Origin of the sequence: Halomonas sp. PR-M31 (assembly GCF_001039575.1) — a bacterium.
Lineage (GTDB): Bacteria > Pseudomonadota > Gammaproteobacteria > Pseudomonadales > Halomonadaceae > Modicisalibacter.
On record NZ_JIBT01000016.1, the window covers coordinates 13468 to 30293 of the forward strand.

Consider the following 16826-nt stretch of genomic DNA (forward strand, 5'->3'; position numbering starts at 1 on the left):
CCGGCAACGCTCCTATTGCTACCAGCGCAAGTGCCTCAAGCAGCGTCATCTTCTCTCCTTGTTGTTTGCCTCTGCCGCTTCCCGGATGATGTCATCATCGGTTTTCTTGGATCACTATCCCAGGAGTCTCATGAACAACTTTGAACTTCATCCACGTCTGGCAGCGGATACGCACCAGATAGCGGATCTGGCGTTGTGTCAGGTGCGCCTGATGAACGATGCGCGCTTTCCCTGGGTGATACTGGTGCCGCGTCGTGCCGCTATCCGCGAGGTTTACGAACTCGAGGAGAGCGATCAGGCAAGGCTGTGGCAGGAAGCTACGATGTTGGGTCGCGGGATGCAAGAAACCTTGGGCGCAGACAAGCTCAATCTGGCAACGCTGGGCAATCAGGTGGCGCAGCTGCATCTCCATGTCATTCTAAGACGCCAGAACGACGATGCCTGGCCCGGCCCCGTGTGGGGTGTGGGCACGCCACGGCCCTATACCCAGGACGCATTGGAGAAGATGCAAGATCGCCTTCTCACTCTGATCGCATCCGTTTTCGACGACGGTTGATCATTAGGAGTACGACTCATCGTTCGCTCTCGATTCGCGAGGTAATTTCCACTAACAAAGAATCGAAGCGCTGGGGGTCGATGGCACGTCCGCCCTGATGACCCGATAGCGTCAATCGGGTGCCCGCTGGTATCGTACTGGTGGTCAGGCGCACCTCATAGCCCGGACGAGCGGCAAATACCGCATTGATGCGTCCAAGCTCCGTATTGGCAAAGCGAATCACAAAGCCGCGCTCCACCAGCGCGTCGAGCCCGGCATTCAACACCTGCTCACTGGTTGCCTCAAGGGCAATCTGACGCTCCGGCAGCGTTCGTTGCCCGCTGGCACACCCGGTCAACAAGACTGTCATCAAGGCCAGTAGTGCAATGGCGCCGGGTATACGTCTCATTGCTGATTCTCCAGCACCCGTACCCGGGACTCGATGGAGGCGCTGAGTTCGCGGCAGAATTCACTGCGGTTTCGTGAGCGGGAATCCACCACGTAGCCGCCGGGATCGACGATGCTGGCGTCCCGGGTGATGCTGACGTTCTGTCCGTCAATAATCACCGACAGGCGTTCGATCTCGACCGGGTCGTCATAATACCCCCCGCCTCCAATACCCCCGCCGAACCCTGTTCCAAAGCCGACCGAGAAGCCTGATCGTCGCCCGACGCTACCCCATACCGAACTGCCTCCCAAAAGTGGCCTGTCCACGGCACCGAGCCCTGGTTGGCGCGTGCTGCGTTCGGCGCTAACGAGCCCGAGCTGGGCATCCGTATTGCGAATGGCATAGTCCCGGGCTTCGAGGGCCTCCACCGTGGCTCTGAGCCAGAGCTCCTGTGGGGCCTGGTCGTTGCGTGTCCAGGTGCAGGGGGCCGGCAGTGGCTCCGCATTGCGCGCCAAGGGATCTGCGGGCGCCAATGACTGGCATCCGGTCAATGCAAGCACGAGGACGGGCAGTGTCGATAGTAAAAAACGTGACGGTTGGAACATGACGCTTCCTTACGGTCCATGACTCGTTGCTGGGCAATCTCTATTGTGTAAAGCATAGTCGCAACCGCGCGCTGACAGAACGTTGGTGCGAATCCAGCCTGATTCCGCATTGAGAACCGCCAAGACGGGCATAGAGAACCACTATCAAATAAATAAACATGATTGCTTTTTTATTTAAAAACAAATGCCCTATGCTGATTACCTGCCAAATTCAATCACGGAGAGTGTTCATGTCCGACATCAATGCAATCGGTTTGCACGAAAGTAGCGCCACGCAGCTGGCCGACAAGCTCAATACGCTATTGGCCAACTACCAGGTTTTCTACATGAACGTGCGTGGCTATCACTGGAACGTGAAAGGCTCGCAGTTCTTCGAGCTGCATAACAAGTTCGAGGAGCTTTATACGGACCTGTTGACCAAGGTCGATGAGGTTGCCGAGCGCATCCTGACCCTAGGCTACGAGCCGATGCACGCCTACAGCGACTATGCACAAAATGCTTCGATCCAGGAAGACAAGCACGTTCATCAAGGCGATGCCTGCGTACGCGGCATTCTGGCAGGCTATCAGACGTTGATCGAGCTGCAGCGTGAGGTTCTCAGCCTGGCCTCGGACGCCGACGATGAAGGCACCGCCTCGATGGCCAGCGATTACATTCGCGAGCAGGAAAAGACCGTGTGGATGCTGAACGCCTATCTGGGCTAAGACATGAAATAAGCGTCAATCGATTGACGCTTCTGAACGAGTGGCTTTAAAAGCGTATTGCTTACATTTTGAAACGTTCAACGCCTTGTACTCGTTCGCTCACGTCCCCAACTCAATGGGCAGCACACGAAATATCGTGCTAGATAATTTGTTCGCCAATATGCCGCAAGGAGGTAGCATGAGCCAGCAATCTTCAGGTAAGCGTGTCGCCATTCTCGCCACCCATGGTTTCGAAGAGTCGGAGCTGTCGGTACCCAAGGCCAAGCTGGAAAATCAGGGCATGACGGTGCATGTCATCGCACCGGATACCAAAGGCATCCGCGCCTGGACAGAGACTGACTGGGGCGAGACCTATGAGGTCGATAAAAGCCTCGACGACGCGGACTCCACGGACTATCACGCCCTGATGCTGCCGGGTGGTCTGTTCAATCCAGATACCTTGCGTCAAAACGACAAGGCGCTGGATTTCGTGCGCCACTTTTTCGAGGCGGGCAAGCCGGTAGGTGCCATTTGTCATGCGCCTTGGATTCTGATCAACGCAGGTGTCGTTGAAGGTCGCAAGATGACGTCCTACCCGTCCGTTTCTCAGGATCTCAAAAATGCGGGCGCCGAGTGGGTCGATGAACAGGTCGTCGTCGACAGCGGGTTGGTTACCAGCCGCAAGCCGGATGATCTCGATGCGTTTTGTCACAAGCTGGTTGAAGAGATCAACGAAGGACGCCATTCCGATCAGCATACCTGATCGATTCGTACCGCTTTTTCAGTAGTTCCTTTTTGATTTTCGCCTGTCTTCTCCGGGAGACAGGCGTTTTTATGTATGCTTGTCTTGTATTCACGATTACAGGTTCAATCCGGAGAGTCATTCATGCCACATACCCCTCGCCCGATCAGCAAGGCGCTAAGAAAGTTATTGCACGTCCTGGCGCGCCCAATGAAGTCGGACAAGGGCCATGGCGGTATCGTGGTCAACGCCTATCGTGGTTATGGCTCCCAACGCGAAGTGTTTGTCATGGGGCGTGTGTTCCGGCAGCTACGTATCGGATTGCCGGCGCGGAGGGCACCCTCTATCGGGATATCGTCGATGTTTTCCGTCGCATGCTGCGCTGGGGTGCCAAGCACGTGGAGGTTACGCTTGATGTGGAAGGCAACCGAATCCAGGTAACCACGGACCGGGACGGCTATTTCGATATTCACTTGCCCTTGAACAAGCCGCTGGTCCCGGATCAAAGCTGGCATACGGGCACTCTCGACATCATCATGCGCGACGAGCGCACCGTTTGCGCCGAGGTGGACATCTACATACCGCCGGCAGCAGTGGACCTGGTGGTCATCAGCGATATTGATGATACCGTGATGTATACCGGGGTCGCCAACAAGCTGATGATGATGTATCGGCTGTTCTTTCGTAAAGCGCATCAGCGGGTTGCATTTCCCGGCGTGGCGGAGTTCTATCAGGCACTGTTTGCCGGCGCCGACGGCCAGCGAAGACGGCCGCTTCTTTATGTTTCCCGAGGCCCCTGGAGCATCTACGAAGTGCTCGAGGAGTTCTTCCAGCGCAACAACATTCCTGTCGGACCCATCCTGTTTCTGCGCGAGTGGGGAATGACCCTGCAGCGGCCCTTGCCGCAAAAAGCAGAGGATCACAAGTCAAATCTGATCCAGAAGATGCTCGAACTCTACGACGACCTGCCTTTCGTACTAATCGGCGATAGCGGCCAGCACGACCCGGAAACCTATGCCCGCATCGTGCGGGACTATCCGGGTCGCATAAAGACGATCTATATTCGCAATGTCAATCAGGACGCCTCTCGAGACGAAGCAATCGAGGATCTTGCCAAAGAGGTCACTGATGATGGTTGTTCGCTACTGCTGGCCGCGGACAGCGTCAGCATGGCCGAACACGCTCATGAGCAAGGGCTTATTTCCGCCGCCGGGCTACAGGCGGTACGCCAGGCGCCCAGCGACGATTGAATCACTCGATCATGCCTTGCTCTCGGCTGAATCCTCAGCCAGCTCCTCGATCAGCGCACGCAGCAGGCCCCAGAACTCCTCTACGGAATCGATCTCGACGCGCTCATTTGGCGAATGAGCGCCGCGAATCTGCGGGCCGAAGGAGATCATGTCGAGCGCCGGGTATTTGCCGCCGAGAATGCCGCATTCGAGCCCCGCGTGAATGACCTTGACCTCGGGCTTGACGCCCAGACGGTGCTGGTGCAGGTCTCGAAAGCGCTTCAGCAGGCGGCTGTCAGGGTTAGGTGTCCAGCCTGGATAGGCGTTCTCGATCCGAGTAGTGGCGCCAATCAGACCAAACAGCGCACGAAAGCGATCCGCCATATCTTGGGTCGCGCTGTCCCGCAGGGAGCGCACCAAGGCACACAGCTCGAAGCGTCCTTCCTTGAGTGTTACCACGCCCAAATTGTTGGAGGTTTCCACCACGCCGGGTACCTCAACGCTCATGCGCTCCACTCCATAGGGGGCAGCATGCAGGGCGGCGATCAGCAGGTGACTGGCGGCATCCGTCAGAGCTTCGCCGGGGGGCGACGTTAGTGCTTCCAGGGAAAGCTTCAAACCGTCATCCACGCCGGCCAGCTCAGTGGCAAACTTCGTTTGCAATTTGCTCAGGCGCGCCTGAGCGGTCTCGGCTTCGTCGGCATCCAGCGCCAGCGTCGCGAAGGCTTCCCGAGGCAGCGCATTACGCAGCGTTCCCCCGTGATAGTCGATCAATCGCACACCAAAAGGCTCCAAGGCACGCAGCGCCCGCATCAGCAGACGGTTGGCATTGCCCCGCCCCTTATGAATATCGATGCCCGAATGCCCACCCATGAGCCCGGTCAGTGACAGCTGCCAGACTCGCTCATCGTCTTTCAGTGCGCTCATGGGCAAGTCAGCGGAGACCAGCACGTCAGCGCCGCCGGCGCAGCCAATATAGACCTGCCCCCGATCCTCGGAATCAAGATTGAGCAGGATGCGTCCCTCGAGCCAGTTTTCCGCCAGATTGAGGGCGCCGCCCATGCCGGACTCCTCCTCAAGGGTAAAAAGCGCCTCCAGCGGCCCGTGGGTCAGCGAATCGTCTTCCAGTACCGCCAGGGCCGCCGCGACACCCAGCCCGTTGTCAGCGCCTAAGGTCGTGCCTCGGGCATACAGCCAGCCGTCCTTCACATAGGTGTCGAGCGGGTCTTGAGTAAAGTCGTGGGAGTGATCCGCGTTAGCCTGGGCCACCATGTCCAGATGGCCCTGCAGCACCACGCCCGGCGCTTGCTCGCATCCCGGCGAGGCGGGCTTGCGAATCAGCAGATTGCCAATCTCGTCCCGCTCGTGGACGAGGCCACGCGTCTCTGCCCAGTTTTCGATCAGCGCCACCAGTGCAGCCTCATGACCGGAGGGGCGGGGCGTGTTGCACAGCGTACGAAAATGGCGCCAGACGATGGCTGGCGCCAAGGATTCCAGGTGTTCGTTCACAATAGATTCCCTACTTGAAATAACGGTCAACGATTGCGCGACCTGTGATGATCATACAAGCGCAGAGCCAACGCTCGCCAACAGCGCAAACGCGCTTTGCGCCCTTCTCCTGAAGCAATTGACTCATTTCCCAGGAATAGTGGCGCTACCAGTTCTTGTAGCTCATCGCCTGACGACACTCGAGACGTATTCCGCCACCAGGCCAGCCAGGCCTTGGAAAGCCAGGGCCGAACCAGGGCTAGCTCTCCGCCCCCTGCGGCGAACCAGGCGATTCGCGCCGCATCATCTTCATTGATCTCTGGCGCCGGTCCTTCCCATAGAAGCGCCGCCGCCAGAGCAGGCTCGATGCGTTTGAGATCGAAGGCCAGCAGATTCGGCAGCAGCTTCTGAAAATCCCGACTCAGACTCTCGATCAAGCCAGTGGCCCCTTCATTCAGTGCCCGACCCATCATCAATGCATGTTCGCCGCTGGAGGCTTCTCGAGAGAGCCCGAGTCGTAGCGAAACGAACCCTTGGTCGCGCCAGAAGGCGGTCAGGCTCTCTTGCGCGCCGAAGCTGACCCCAAGGCGCGGAATGCCCTCTTTCTGCATTCGTTCGCCCAAATAGTCGACCAGCCCGCCCCCGAGACCACGGCGGCGGGCTAACGGATGAACGGCGATGCGCAGAATTCGACACCAGCGCACTGTCGCAGCCTCAGGATGCCCTGCGTGGGTGGCCAGGGACTGGGCCAACAGATGCCCCCGGGGGCGGCGCTCACCGTGGCAAATCGCCGTCGCTAATTCCGTTGGAAAGCCACCCTCGATCTGGCCCAGACAGACACCGAGACAGGTATCGCCGGCATAGGCGGCGATCAGGCGCACATTCGGCGCGTCGAGCAGCTGGCGCAAATCCGCCGGGGTGGTGCGATAGTGGGCTTGCACCAGCAGCCCGAACAGTTCGCCCAAGGCGGCTTCATCCTCTGCCAGCGCTGTGCGATCAAGTGAAACCAGGTGCGGTTCGTGACGATCGAGTGCCTGAACGGTGCGTTCGCTGCTCTCAGGCTCTGCGTCGAGTAACAGCAAGTCATGGGTCACTGCTTCCAAGGGGTCGTGCTCGGCCCAGCGAATCGGTTGGCGCAGATGATACTCCCGCCAGTCCGGGGCTTCCTTGTCGAGCCGGGCGCGAAAACGCAGCTGGAAACCGCGTCCGGTGCCTTCGTAACCATGAACGGTCGTGGCGAAAGCGATGCGTGGAAACGTATTGAGCCAGCGACCCAGCAGCGATGCCGGGATTGCTGCCGCCTCGTCGACGAACAGGGTCGGCGGCGAACGCGGATCGATAGCTTCGGACTGCAAGGCATTGAGCAGCGCGTCCGGGGCAATAAAACGCACTTCGGCATGCTTGCCGTCGATGCTTACCCGGAAACCGTTGTTCTCGCGCTGCCCTTGGGGAAACAACGCCGCAAGCCGTTCGAATACCGGCTCGACCGCCGCCGGGCGCGGCGCGGTGATCCATAGCTGCTTCTCTTTGGCCAGCAGTCGCCGGGCCGCAGCAATGCCGAGGGCCGCACTCTTGCCCCGACCTCGATCGGCGCTGAGCACCAGAGGTCGCCTGCGACGCACGCGGGTCAAGCGCTCGACCGCCTCCGCCTGATCCGCGCTCGAACAATCTCTATCCTTGGATAAAGCGGGCAATGTAGAAGGCGTGGCAGGTAGTTGCACTGATGGAAAGGGTTGGCCAGTAGGCCAATGCAGCACCCGAGGCGACGCACTTAGTCGCCGCGCCAATCGCGCAAGATAACGCGCACTCAATTCACTGGGGTGATAAGGCCAGGTGGCGAGCCGGGCATAGTCCGCATCCGGTTCAGGATCGCCCTTGTGCCAGGAATCCGGCGTCAGCAGCACCAGCAGGCCACCCGCCCGCAGGGTGCCCGACACGGCGCCAAAGGCATCCGGGTCGAAGCCGCTATCCTTTGATACCGCATCAAACACTACCAGATCCTGCTCACCGCCCAGGCGAGTCCGGGCCTTGGCCATGGGCAGCACGGGAATGTTCGCTGTCGGAGGAGACGATCCCAGCCATAGCGGAGCCTGCCAGCAACGAGCCTGCCATAGCTTCAAGGCATGCGTGAAAGCCTCCCGCTCGCGGCCATAGAGCCATAAAAGCGCTCGGTGGCGTCGCGCACCGAGCTCTTTTATCAGGCAGTCGATCAAATGCTCAAGGTTTGTTGGGTCGTCATCGCTCATGGACCATAGAATGCGTCATGCGCGACGAGGGTGCCACTTCCCGTCAGATGTCCATCACCTTCTCCAGGGTGATCGGAAACTCGCGAATGCGCTTGCCGGTGGCGTGATAGACCGCGTTGCCGATGGCGGCGGCGATACCGGTCAGGCCGATCTCCCCCACGCCACGAGCACCGAACTCGTTGAGGATGTAGTCCGGATTGTCCGGCAGCTCCACGTCGATCTCCGGCATGTCCGCATGGCAGGGCACGATATAGTCCGCGTAGTTGTTGTTGATCAGGCGTCCGTCTCGCGGGTCGTAGTCGAGTTTTTCCGTCAGGGCCATGCCGATGCCCATGACAATACTGCCCTCGACCTGATTACGTGCCGTGGATGGATTGATCGCTCGTCCGATATCGATGCTGCTGACTACCCGCGCCACTCTCAACCGGGAAATACCCGGGTCCCAACGCACCTCGACGAAATGCGCGCCGAAGGAGCGGAAGCTGTATTGATTCTTCTCATCTCCCGGTGCTGCCTGGCCTTCGCCGCTGACGCTGCCAAGTTTCTGCTGGCTCAGGATCTCGCCGAAGCTGACCCGTTTGCCCTGCTTGTCTACCAGAGCGCCGGCCTCGATCTCGAGATTGTCCGGATCGCTGCCTTCAAACGCTCCGTTCTCGCCGGTGGCGACTTTCTTCAGGGCGTCAAAGGCGTTTCGCAGCGCGGCTGCCACGGCGGGCAAGGCGGTGGCGGTCACCATGGAGCCCCCAGAGAGCGGGCCCGCGGGCAGAGTGGATTCTCCTAGACGCACTTCGATGTCCTTCAAGGACACACCGGATAGTTCGGCGACGGTCTGGGCCACGATGGTATAGGTGCCGGTACCGATGTCCTGGGTGCCGCAGGCGGCCATCACGCTGCCGTCGTCGCGCAGCTCGACCCGGGCGCTGCAGGATAGGCGCATCGCTGGCCAGCAGGCGGTGGCCATGCCCCAGCCGATAATCTCGTCGCCGTCGCGCATGGCGCCCGGGGTAGGATTGCGCTTTTCCCAGCCGAAGCGTTTGGCGGCGTTGGTATAGCAGTCGTCCAGATGCTTGCTGGACCAGGGCAGTCCGGAGGCCGGGTCGTTTTTGGCATAGTTGCGCCGGCGCAGTTCCAGCGGGTCCATGCCCAGCTCGACGGCCAGCTCGTCCAGAGCGGTTTCTAGAGCATGAATACCCGAGGTCTCTCCGGGCGCGCGCATGGGGCAAGGGGTGCCGTGGTTGACCTCCAGCAGACGCTGGCTGATGGCGACGTTGTCGCAGGCATACAGGCTCGGGGTCGCCGACCCCAGGGAATCCACATAGGGGTGCACGAAGGAGGTTTCCGTGGTGCTGTCATGACGAATCGAGAGCAGCGTGCCGTCTTGCTTAGCTCCAAGGCGCAGACGCTGACGGGACGCAGGACGATTGCCGCCGCTTTCCATGTCCTGCTGGCGCGGCAGGATCGTCTTGACCGGGCGCCCCAGCATCTGGGCGGCGCCGGCGGTGGCTACCGCGTGGGGCCACATGAAGAGCTTGTTGCCAAAACCCGAGCCGATGTAGTGAGACACCACCTCGACGCTTTCCTCCGGCAGTCCGAAGATGCGGGCCATGGCCTTGTGCTGATAGACCACCCCCTGGCTCGATTCGTGGACGATCAGCCGTTCGTCCCGCCATTCGGCCAGGGTCGCGTGCATCTCCATCTGCATGTGGCTTTCGGCGGCAATATCATAGGTATGATCGATCGTGACCGGCGCCTTATCAAACGCCTTTTCAGGGTCGCCCCGGGAGACACCTTCGGATTCAAGCAGTTGTCCTTCCTTATCCGTGTCGAGCAGGCTCGTGCGGGCACCGTCTTCTTGGTCATAGTCCGCCTGCACCGCATGGGCCGCCGCCCGAGCCTGCTCGAAGCTCTCAGCTACCACTAGCGCAATGTACTGACCGTCATAGTGAATGCGTTCGTCTTCAAAAGGCAGACGCATTTCGCTGACCTGGCTCTTGGACGCGCGATAGAGCTCGGGAAAGTGACCGTGGTGAAAGATATCCACCACCCCGGGCATGGCCCGGGCGGTGTCCAGATGCAACGTTTTGAGCGTGCCGTGGGCAATACTTGCCGGCACCGGGTAGCCATAAAGCATATCCCGGACCTGCCAGTCCACGGTGTAGTCCGCCTGGCCGGTCAGCTTGAACTCGCCATCCACCCGCGGGGTGCGATGGCCGATAACTTGTGTATCCATACTCGCAATCCTTTAGCTGTTCATGGCCGCCTGGGTGGCCTTTTCAAGCGCCCGCAGGATGGCCTGACGCGCCAACGGCACCTTAAAGGCGTTGTGCTCTCGGGGCAGCGCATCCGCCAGCGCTATCTCTGCTGCCTTTTCGAAGCTCTCGGTTTTCGCCGGTTGACCGGTGAGCGCCTGTTCGGCTTCCATCGCCTGCCAAGGCTTGGTAGCGACACCGCCCAAGGCCAATCGCGCGTCGCGAATCACGCCGTCTTCAACGGCCACCACCACCGCAGCGGATGCCAGGGCAAACTCATAGGACGCCCGGTCGCGCAGCTTGAGATAGTGGGAACCGCCACCGACAACTGGCGTATCCAGGGTAATGTGCGTAATCAGTTCATTCGGTTCGAGCTCATGTTCGAGATCCGGGCGATCCATGGGCAGCCGGTGGAAATCACCAAAGGCAATCTCCCGGACACCGTTTGGTCCTTCGAGCGCCAAGGTCGCGCCGAGAGCCGCCATGGCCACGCACATGTCCGACGGATGGGTGGCGATGCAGTGTTCGCTGGTACCCAGCAAGGCGTGCATGCGATTGATGCCCCCCAGGGCATCGCAGCCGCTGCCGGGGTCACGCTTGTTGCAGGCCGCGGCGACGTCGCGGAAATAGGGGCAGCGAGTGCGCTGCATGATATTGCCGGCGGTGGTGGCCATGTTGCGCAGCTGGGTGGAGGCGCCGGCAAGCAGCGCCTGGGAGAGCAGCGGATAGTGCTGCGTTACCAGCGGGTGATGCGCCAGGTCGGTATTGCTGACCAGCGCACCGATGCGCAGCCGACCGTCATCGAGCCGCTCGACTTCCTTGAGGGGCAGGCGGTTGAGGTCGATGACGCGCTCGGGGCGCATCACATCGAGCTTGACCAGATCGATCAGGGTGGTGCCGCCAGCGATATAGGACGCCTCCGCATTGTTGCTCTCGCAGGCAATGATCGCCTGATCGACGTTCTCGGCGGCGGAGAAGGCAAAGGTTCTCATGAGGTTTTGCCCTTTGTTTGTGCATCTTGCATCTGCTCACGCGCCGTCTGAATGGCCGCGAGAATGTTCTTGTAAGCGCCGCAGCGACAGATATTGCCGCTCATCGCCTCGCGCACCGCTGCATCGTCGGTGCCGATCCGATCGTCTTCAAGCAGCGCTGAGGCAGACATCATCTGCCCTGGGGTGCAGAAACCGCACTGATAGGCGTCGTTTTCGAGAAAAGCCTGCTGCACAGGATGCAGACCAGCATCGCTTGCCAAGCCTTCAACTGTGGTCACCTCGTGCCCTTCACACATCACCGCAAGCATCAGGCAGGAGTTGATTGCCTGGCCGTCGAGATGCACCGTGCAGGCCCCGCACTGGCCGTGATCGCAGCCTTTCTTGGTGCCGGTGAGGCCGAGCCGATCGCGCAGCGCATCCAGCAGCCCCACGTTGGGGGGAACCCTCAGCTGGCGCGGCTCGCCGTTGACGGTCAGTGTCACCGTCGTATCGGTTTCCACCGCCTTGGTCTGGGTGGAATACTCCTTCATGTTCATAGCCATCTCCTTGTCGATGCCATACTACGACTCGTGGCAAACGTCACGGTTCGCTTGCTCGAGGGTTTATTAAAACTAGGGGAATATCGGAAACAGAACAATTTCTCGAATTCCAGAATCTGTTCATGAGCTAGCGAGTTAGGATCAGACAAGGCGAAACCGGGCGACATAGCGGAGTTTACTGGGGTAAATGAGCATGTGGACCGGGCTAGCGCACCAGATCGGTTTCAACGCTGTATGACCGACACGCAGCAGGTCATGGATAGATTCTCAGGCATCGATGCGCTTGAGTAACAACACCAGCGGCACGCAGCCCAAATAGATGAGTCCCAGCCACAGGAAGATGTCGTTGAAGGCCAGCACCTCGGCCTGTAGATAGACGCGCTGACCCAGCATGGCCACGGCGCTGCGATAGGGGTCGGCAACATGGCCTTCGAACAGCGTCTGATAGCGGGCCAGTTCCTCGATGACCACGGCGCGGCCGGTATCCAGCGCCGGAATCAGCTGGTTCCAGTGATAGTCCACCTGAATATCGCGTACCGTATCGAGCAGTGCCAGCCCCACGGCGCCGCCGAGATTGCGCATCACGTTGAACAAGCCGCTGGCGTTGCCCACTTCATGTAGCGGCAGCGTCCCCAACGCGATACGGGAGGCGGGAATCAAGCACATGATCAGGCCCACGCCCCGCACGACCTGAGGCCAGAAAAACTGCCAGAAACCCGACTCTGAGGTCAGATTGGCATTCATCACCGTGCCGATTCCCACCAGAGCCAAGCCAACAAACAGCAGCCCCCGCAGATCCACATGGTTGGATAGTTTGCCTGCGAGAGGGGCAGAAAAGAACATCGCTACCCCGGTGACGAACATCACCTCGCCAATCTGCAGACTCGAGTAGCCGCGTACGTAACCAAAAAACAGCGGCATGATGTAGACCAGCCCGTAGAGTGCGATGCCGATGACGAACCCGAGCCCCGCCCCGAGTGCGAAGTTGCGATTGGCGAAGGCACGTAGATCGACGATGGGATGATCGACGGTCAGTGTGCGGTAAAAGAAGCCGATGCAGGCCGCGGCACAGATCATCGTCATGGTCAGAATCAGGCTGCTGGCAAACCAGTCGTCGCCGGGGCCTTCCTCCAGCACGAATTCCAGGCTACCCAGGAATATCGCCAGTAGCGTCAAACCAAATATATCCAGTCGTCGCGCCGCCTCTCGGTCGCCTTTATCAATATCAAGACACTTCCAGGCGGCCCAAGTCACGATAATGCCGGGAATCAGATTGGCCAGAAACAGCCAGTGCCAGCTGGCGAACTCGGTGATATAGCCGCCCACCGTCGGCCCAATGGAAGGCGCCATGGTCACCACCATGCCGATCACCGCCTGTACGCTGCCCATCACCCGGCGGGGGAAGATCGAGAAGCTTATTGCCTGAGTGATGGGGATCATCGCCCCGCCCATGAAGCCCTGAATGGCACGTAGCACGATCAGCTGTTCGATGCTGCCCGCCAGGGCACAGCCCAGGCTTGCCAAGGTGAAGCCGGCACTGGAAATGACGAAGGCGATGCGGGTGGAGAGAATGCGGGTAAGCATGCCAGACAGCGGAATCATGACGATTTCGGCAATCAGATAGGAAGTCTGGACCCAGGAGATTTCGTCATCGCTGGCGGACACTCCAGCTTGGATTTCGTTGAGGGAGCTTGCCACGATCTGGATGTCCAGGATCGCCATGAACATGCCGAATACCGCCGCGATAAAGCCCCAGCGTTGAATCCAGGGAGGCATGTCGCTGACGCCAGGAGTCGGCGTTGCTGCGACGGCATCACTCACGAGGCGGGAGATGGCGCGGGATTTTCGGTAGCGACAGGCGCCTTATCTGGGGCGGCTTCGATATCGGGATCGAGATTTCGAGTATCGATCTGTGGCACCACGGAAAGCCCGGCCCGCAGACGATCAAGGGCCTGAACGGGTCCGGTGACACGAATCTTCACCGGGAGGCGCTGCACGATCTTGTTGAAATTGCCGGTGGCGTTGTCTCGAGGCAGCAGGCTGAACTCGCTGCCGGTCGCCGGTGCCAGACTCTCCACCACGCCCTTGAACGCAATGCCAGGATAGGCGTCGATCTCGATATCCACCGGCTGACCGATCCGCATGCGGGTAATCTGGGTTTCTTTATAGTTGGCGATAACGTAGGCGGATTCGATCGGCACCAGCTGCATCAACGTCATCGATGGCTGAGCCAGATCGCCGTTTTCGACATCGACGTTGGTCACCACGCCACTACGCGGCGCCACAAGCCGTGTCTTGTCGAGTTGGTTGCGTTCATAGGCAAGATCCGCCGCTGCCGCTTCGTAATTGGCTTGGGCGCTTTCAACGCTGGCCTCGGCGACGGCCAGCTGCCGCTTGGCGGAATTCACGGCGGCACGGCGCATGGCCAGGGTCGACTGCGCGACGGTGAGAGCAGTCTGATCATCCTCGAGCTTCTGCCGTGAGACGTATTGACGCGATTCCAGAGACGTGGAGCGCTCCAGGTTCTGACGTCCCTGCTGCACATCCGCTTCCGCAGCGCTGACCTGGGCCTGGGTCTCGTCGATGGCAGCCTGTTGCAGTGCCACCTGGCGCCGCGCCTCGACAATATTGGCCGCCGCCACGGCCTGCTGGGCTTCGGCCTTGGCTATTCGATCCTGGGCATCCCTGGCATCCAGACGCACCAACAAGTCGCCTTTTTGTACTGACTGGTTGTCGTCAACCGCGACTTCAATGACCCGCGCCGAGAGCTCCGGGCGCAACGCGACACTATCGCTATGTACGTAGGCGTTGTCGGTCTCTTCGATGAAGCGCCCGGTCAACCACCAGTGAATGCCCCACCAAACCAGGCCGGCAAGGGCTACCACGACGATCACTGCCATCGTCATCTTTACGCCCTTTTTCATGCCTGCTCCCTAGATACTTGCCGCCAATACTTGTCGTAATAGCGACCATCGCTACCGATTCCTTTAATCGCAACCAGCTTGCTCGCAACGACGACGACCGGCATATCCATAGCTTCATGGCCAACCGCCGCTGTGCGTCTATGTACATGATCAAGGCGCTTCCAGCAAGTCGGCCTTGATGCGCAGGCTGGCATTGCATCCAAAGTCTATATTGATGGCAAGGATAAGGACCACTACGTTAACTTAAACTTAAAGGATTAAGTAAGCGTCAATGAATCACCCGGCTTTGTCTGTTCGATAACCACAATTCCGCGAGGTCGAAGCTCATGCTGCGTAGGCGCCCTCCGGTGATGCTGAGCATTCTCGGCGTCTTCATTCCTCCAGATCGCGGTACTTTCAGGATTGTTCGAGGTCATCTATGCCCTCGAGCTTTATAATCATCCAGAAGGGTTGATACTCAGCCACACCATCTTCACCCTACTAAAGGCTGAGCAACGCCTGAGCATTCGCAATGGACGCTGGGTTTTCGCACAGGATCGTGCCTTATCAACTCAAGGAACCATAGATGCAAGACAATCTGACCTGGTGGCGCGGTGGCGTCATTTATCAGATCTATCCACGCAGCTTCATGGATGCGAACGGCGACGGAATCGGTGATCTGCGAGGCATCATTCATCGCCTCGACTATGTGGCAAGCCTTGGGGTAGACGGTATCTGGCTGTCGCCCTTCTTTACTTCGCCGATGCTGGATTTCGGCTACGACGTCAGCGACTATCGCGGCGTCGATCCGATGTTCGGTACCCTTGATGACTTCAAGGCGCTGCTGAGCCGGGCCCACGAGCTAGGACTCAAGATCATCATCGATCAGGTGGTGAGCCATAGCTCGGATGAGCATCCCTGGTTCAAGGAAAGCCGTCAGAATCGCCATAACGACAAGGCGGACTGGTATGTGTGGGCAGACCCCAAGCCCGACGGCACCCCGCCCAACAATTGGCTGTCGATTTTCGGCGGACCTGCCTGGACCTTTGATTCCCGGCGCCGCCAATATTATCTGCACAATTTCCTGACCAGCCAGCCGGACCTCAATTTCCATAACTCAGAGGTGCGCACCGCCCAGCTCGACAACATGCGCTTCTGGCTGGAACTGGGAGTCGATGGCTTTCGCCTGGACACGGTCAATTTCTACTATCACGATCTCGAGCTTCGGGATAATCCGCCGGTGGCGCCCCACGAGAGCAAGACCCTGGGCGCCCCGGACAGCAACCCCTACACCTGGCAGCGCCACCTGTACGATATCAGCCGTCCAGAAAACATCGGCTTTCTAAAAGAAATGCGAGCGTTGATGGACGAATTCCCCGGCACCACCACGGTCGGCGAGATCGGTGACGACAATCCGCTGGAGCGCATGGCGGAATACATGGCCGGCGGTGACAAGCTGCATATGGCCTACACATTTGATCTGCTCAACGCGCCGAACTCGGCGGCCTACATTCGCGAAGTCATCAACCGCTTCGAGCGGGTCGCCGGGGATGCCTGGCCCTGCTGGGCGCTGTCCAATCACGACGTCATGCGCAGCGCCTCTCGCTGGGGACTCGACCAGGACCCCTTTGCCTATCCCAAGGTGGCGCTGGCAATGCTGTTCTCCCTGCGTGGCAGCGTCTGTCTGTATCAGGGTGAGGAGTTGGGGCTACCGGAATCCGACGTGCCCTTCGAACACATTCAAGACCCCTACGGCAAAGTGTTGTGGCCGGAGTTCAAGGGCCGGGACGGCTCGCGCACGCCGATGCCCTGGGACGATATCGACCACGGCGGCTTCTCCCAGGTAGGCCCCTGGCTGCCGATGGATCCGCGCCACCTGGCCCTGGCGATCAGTCGCCAGCAGCAGGACACTCATTCCGTTCTCAATACGGTGCGGCGCATGCTGTGCTTTCGCGCCGCGCATCCGGCCTTGGTGGACGGCGATATCGAACTAATCGATGCAGGCGAGCATCTACTGGGGTTCGTGCGCCAAGCCGACGAAAAGAATGGGGGAGAACGGCTGCTGTGCGTTTTCAATCTAACCGGTGAATCTCAATCGACGCCGCTATCGATGAGTGTCGGCAAACAGTTCGACAACCATGATTTCGGTGTCGAGCTGCAGAACAATGAACTACGCCTGCCACCCTATCAGGCCGGTTTCTTCGCCCTCGATTGACCATTGCGGCGT

14 protein-coding genes and 1 pseudogene are annotated in these 16826 nt (G+C 59.6%); 6 read left to right on the forward strand and 9 right to left on the reverse strand.

Annotated features, from left to right (window positions below; genetic code table 11):
- The first annotated feature begins 130 nt into the window (after positions 1-130).
- Complete coding sequence (locus CH74_RS05240) at positions 131-556, forward strand: HIT domain-containing protein (protein ID WP_048306434.1); 426 nt, start codon at positions 131-133, stop codon at positions 554-556.
- A 16-nt stretch (positions 557-572) separates the two neighbouring features.
- Here CH74_RS05240 and CH74_RS05245 read toward each other — a convergent pair whose 3' ends face one another.
- Together CH74_RS05245 and CH74_RS05250 are read right to left on the reverse strand one after the other, a co-directional pair.
- Positions 573-944 (reverse strand): hypothetical protein, encoded by a 372-nt coding sequence (locus CH74_RS05245; RefSeq protein ID WP_048306435.1) that lies wholly within the window; start codon positions 942-944, stop codon positions 573-575.
- On the reverse strand, positions 941-1528 hold the full coding sequence (locus CH74_RS05250; protein ID WP_048306436.1) for a hypothetical protein: 588 nt from the start codon (positions 1526-1528) through the stop codon (positions 941-943). Before CH74_RS05250 ends, CH74_RS05245 begins: the two co-directional genes overlap by 4 nt.
- A 230-nt stretch (positions 1529-1758) precedes the next feature.
- Between CH74_RS05250 and CH74_RS05255 the strand changes: the two genes are divergently transcribed.
- From CH74_RS05255 to CH74_RS05265, 3 genes are all read left to right on the forward strand, one after another.
- Complete coding sequence (locus CH74_RS05255) at positions 1759-2232, forward strand: Dps family protein (RefSeq protein ID WP_048306437.1); 474 nt, start codon at positions 1759-1761, stop codon at positions 2230-2232.
- 178 nt (positions 2233-2410) lie between these two features.
- Positions 2411-2974, forward strand: coding sequence for a type 1 glutamine amidotransferase domain-containing protein (locus CH74_RS05260; protein ID WP_048306438.1), 564 nt, complete (start codon positions 2411-2413; stop codon positions 2972-2974).
- Between the two features lie 377 nt (positions 2975-3351).
- The gene (locus CH74_RS05265; protein WP_367379093.1) at positions 3352-4203 is read left to right on the forward strand and encodes an App1 family protein; all 852 of its coding nucleotides are present in this window, start codon (positions 3352-3354) and stop codon (positions 4201-4203) included.
- A 9-nt stretch (positions 4204-4212) separates the two neighbouring features.
- Here CH74_RS05265 and CH74_RS05270 read toward each other — a convergent pair whose 3' ends face one another.
- The 7 genes from CH74_RS05270 to CH74_RS05300 all read right to left on the reverse strand — a co-directional run bounded on the left by CH74_RS05270 (position 4213) and on the right by CH74_RS05300 (position 14620).
- A complete protein-coding gene (locus tag CH74_RS05270; protein ID WP_048306439.1) occupies positions 4213-5691 on the reverse strand; it encodes an aminoacyl-histidine dipeptidase in 1479 nt (492 codons plus the stop codon).
- Positions 5692-5717: 26 nt separating this feature from the next.
- On the reverse strand, positions 5718-7916 hold the full coding sequence (locus CH74_RS05275; RefSeq protein WP_048306440.1) for a tRNA(Met) cytidine acetyltransferase TmcA: 2199 nt from the start codon (positions 7914-7916) through the stop codon (positions 5718-5720).
- A 43-nt stretch (positions 7917-7959) separates the two neighbouring features.
- The gene (locus CH74_RS05280) at positions 7960-10146 is read right to left on the reverse strand and encodes a xanthine dehydrogenase family protein molybdopterin-binding subunit (protein WP_048306441.1); all 2187 of its coding nucleotides are present in this window, start codon (positions 10144-10146) and stop codon (positions 7960-7962) included.
- A gap of 12 nt (positions 10147-10158) precedes the next feature.
- The gene (locus tag CH74_RS05285; protein WP_048306442.1) at positions 10159-11157 is read right to left on the reverse strand and encodes a xanthine dehydrogenase family protein subunit M; all 999 of its coding nucleotides are present in this window, start codon (positions 11155-11157) and stop codon (positions 10159-10161) included.
- A complete protein-coding gene (locus CH74_RS05290) occupies positions 11154-11693 on the reverse strand; it encodes a (2Fe-2S)-binding protein (protein WP_253272958.1) in 540 nt (179 codons plus the stop codon). The genes CH74_RS05285 and CH74_RS05290 overlap by 4 nt, the downstream gene beginning before the upstream one ends.
- Positions 11694-11963: 270 nt before the next feature.
- Positions 11964-13472 carry a DHA2 family efflux MFS transporter permease subunit gene (locus tag CH74_RS05295; RefSeq protein WP_048306443.1) on the reverse strand — a complete coding sequence of 503 codons (1509 nt, stop codon included), beginning with the start codon at positions 13470-13472 and terminating at the stop codon, positions 11964-11966.
- Positions 13473-13513: 41 nt separating this feature from the next.
- Complete coding sequence (locus CH74_RS05300; protein WP_048306444.1) at positions 13514-14620, reverse strand: HlyD family secretion protein; 1107 nt, start codon at positions 14618-14620, stop codon at positions 13514-13516.
- Positions 14621-14967: 347 nt separating this feature from the next.
- On the opposite strand from CH74_RS05300, the pseudogene CH74_RS19395 reads away from it, so the two are divergent.
- A pseudogene (locus CH74_RS19395) lies at positions 14968-15100 on the forward strand (carbohydrate ABC transporter permease); the annotation flags it as partial.
- 85 nt (positions 15101-15185) lie between these two features.
- Positions 15186-16814, forward strand: coding sequence for an alpha-glucosidase (locus CH74_RS05305; RefSeq protein WP_048306445.1), 1629 nt, complete (start codon positions 15186-15188; stop codon positions 16812-16814).
- The last annotated feature ends 12 nt before the right edge of the window (positions 16815-16826 follow it).

What these genes read in the sequence shown, in the direction of transcription:
- CH74_RS05250 (WP_048306436.1), bottom strand. Translation starts at nt 1,528, where the DNA reads ATGTTCCAACCGTCACGTTTTTTACTATCGACACTGCCCGTCCTCGTG.
- CH74_RS05300 (WP_048306444.1), bottom strand. Translation starts at nt 14,620, where the DNA reads ATGAAAAAGGGCGTAAAGATGACGATGGCAGTGATCGTCGTGGTAGCC.
- CH74_RS05295 (WP_048306443.1), bottom strand. Translation starts at nt 13,472, where the DNA reads ATGCCTCCCTGGATTCAACGCTGGGGCTTTATCGCGGCGGTATTCGGC.
- CH74_RS05275 (WP_048306440.1), bottom strand. Translation starts at nt 7,916, where the DNA reads ATGAGCGATGACGACCCAACAAACCTTGAGCATTTGATCGACTGCCTG.
- CH74_RS05290 (WP_253272958.1), bottom strand. Translation starts at nt 11,693, where the DNA reads ATGAACATGAAGGAGTATTCCACCCAGACCAAGGCGGTGGAAACCGAT.
- CH74_RS05285 (WP_048306442.1), bottom strand. Translation starts at nt 11,157, where the DNA reads ATGAGAACCTTTGCCTTCTCCGCCGCCGAGAACGTCGATCAGGCGATC.
- CH74_RS05260 (WP_048306438.1), top strand. Translation starts at nt 2,411, where the DNA reads ATGAGCCAGCAATCTTCAGGTAAGCGTGTCGCCATTCTCGCCACCCAT.
- CH74_RS05280 (WP_048306441.1), bottom strand. Translation starts at nt 10,146, where the DNA reads ATGGATACACAAGTTATCGGCCATCGCACCCCGCGGGTGGATGGCGAG.
- CH74_RS05305 (WP_048306445.1), top strand. Translation starts at nt 15,186, where the DNA reads ATGCAAGACAATCTGACCTGGTGGCGCGGTGGCGTCATTTATCAGATC.
- CH74_RS05255 (WP_048306437.1), top strand. Translation starts at nt 1,759, where the DNA reads ATGTCCGACATCAATGCAATCGGTTTGCACGAAAGTAGCGCCACGCAG.
- CH74_RS05245 (WP_048306435.1), bottom strand. Translation starts at nt 944, where the DNA reads ATGAGACGTATACCCGGCGCCATTGCACTACTGGCCTTGATGACAGTC.
- CH74_RS05240 (WP_048306434.1), top strand. Translation starts at nt 131, where the DNA reads ATGAACAACTTTGAACTTCATCCACGTCTGGCAGCGGATACGCACCAG.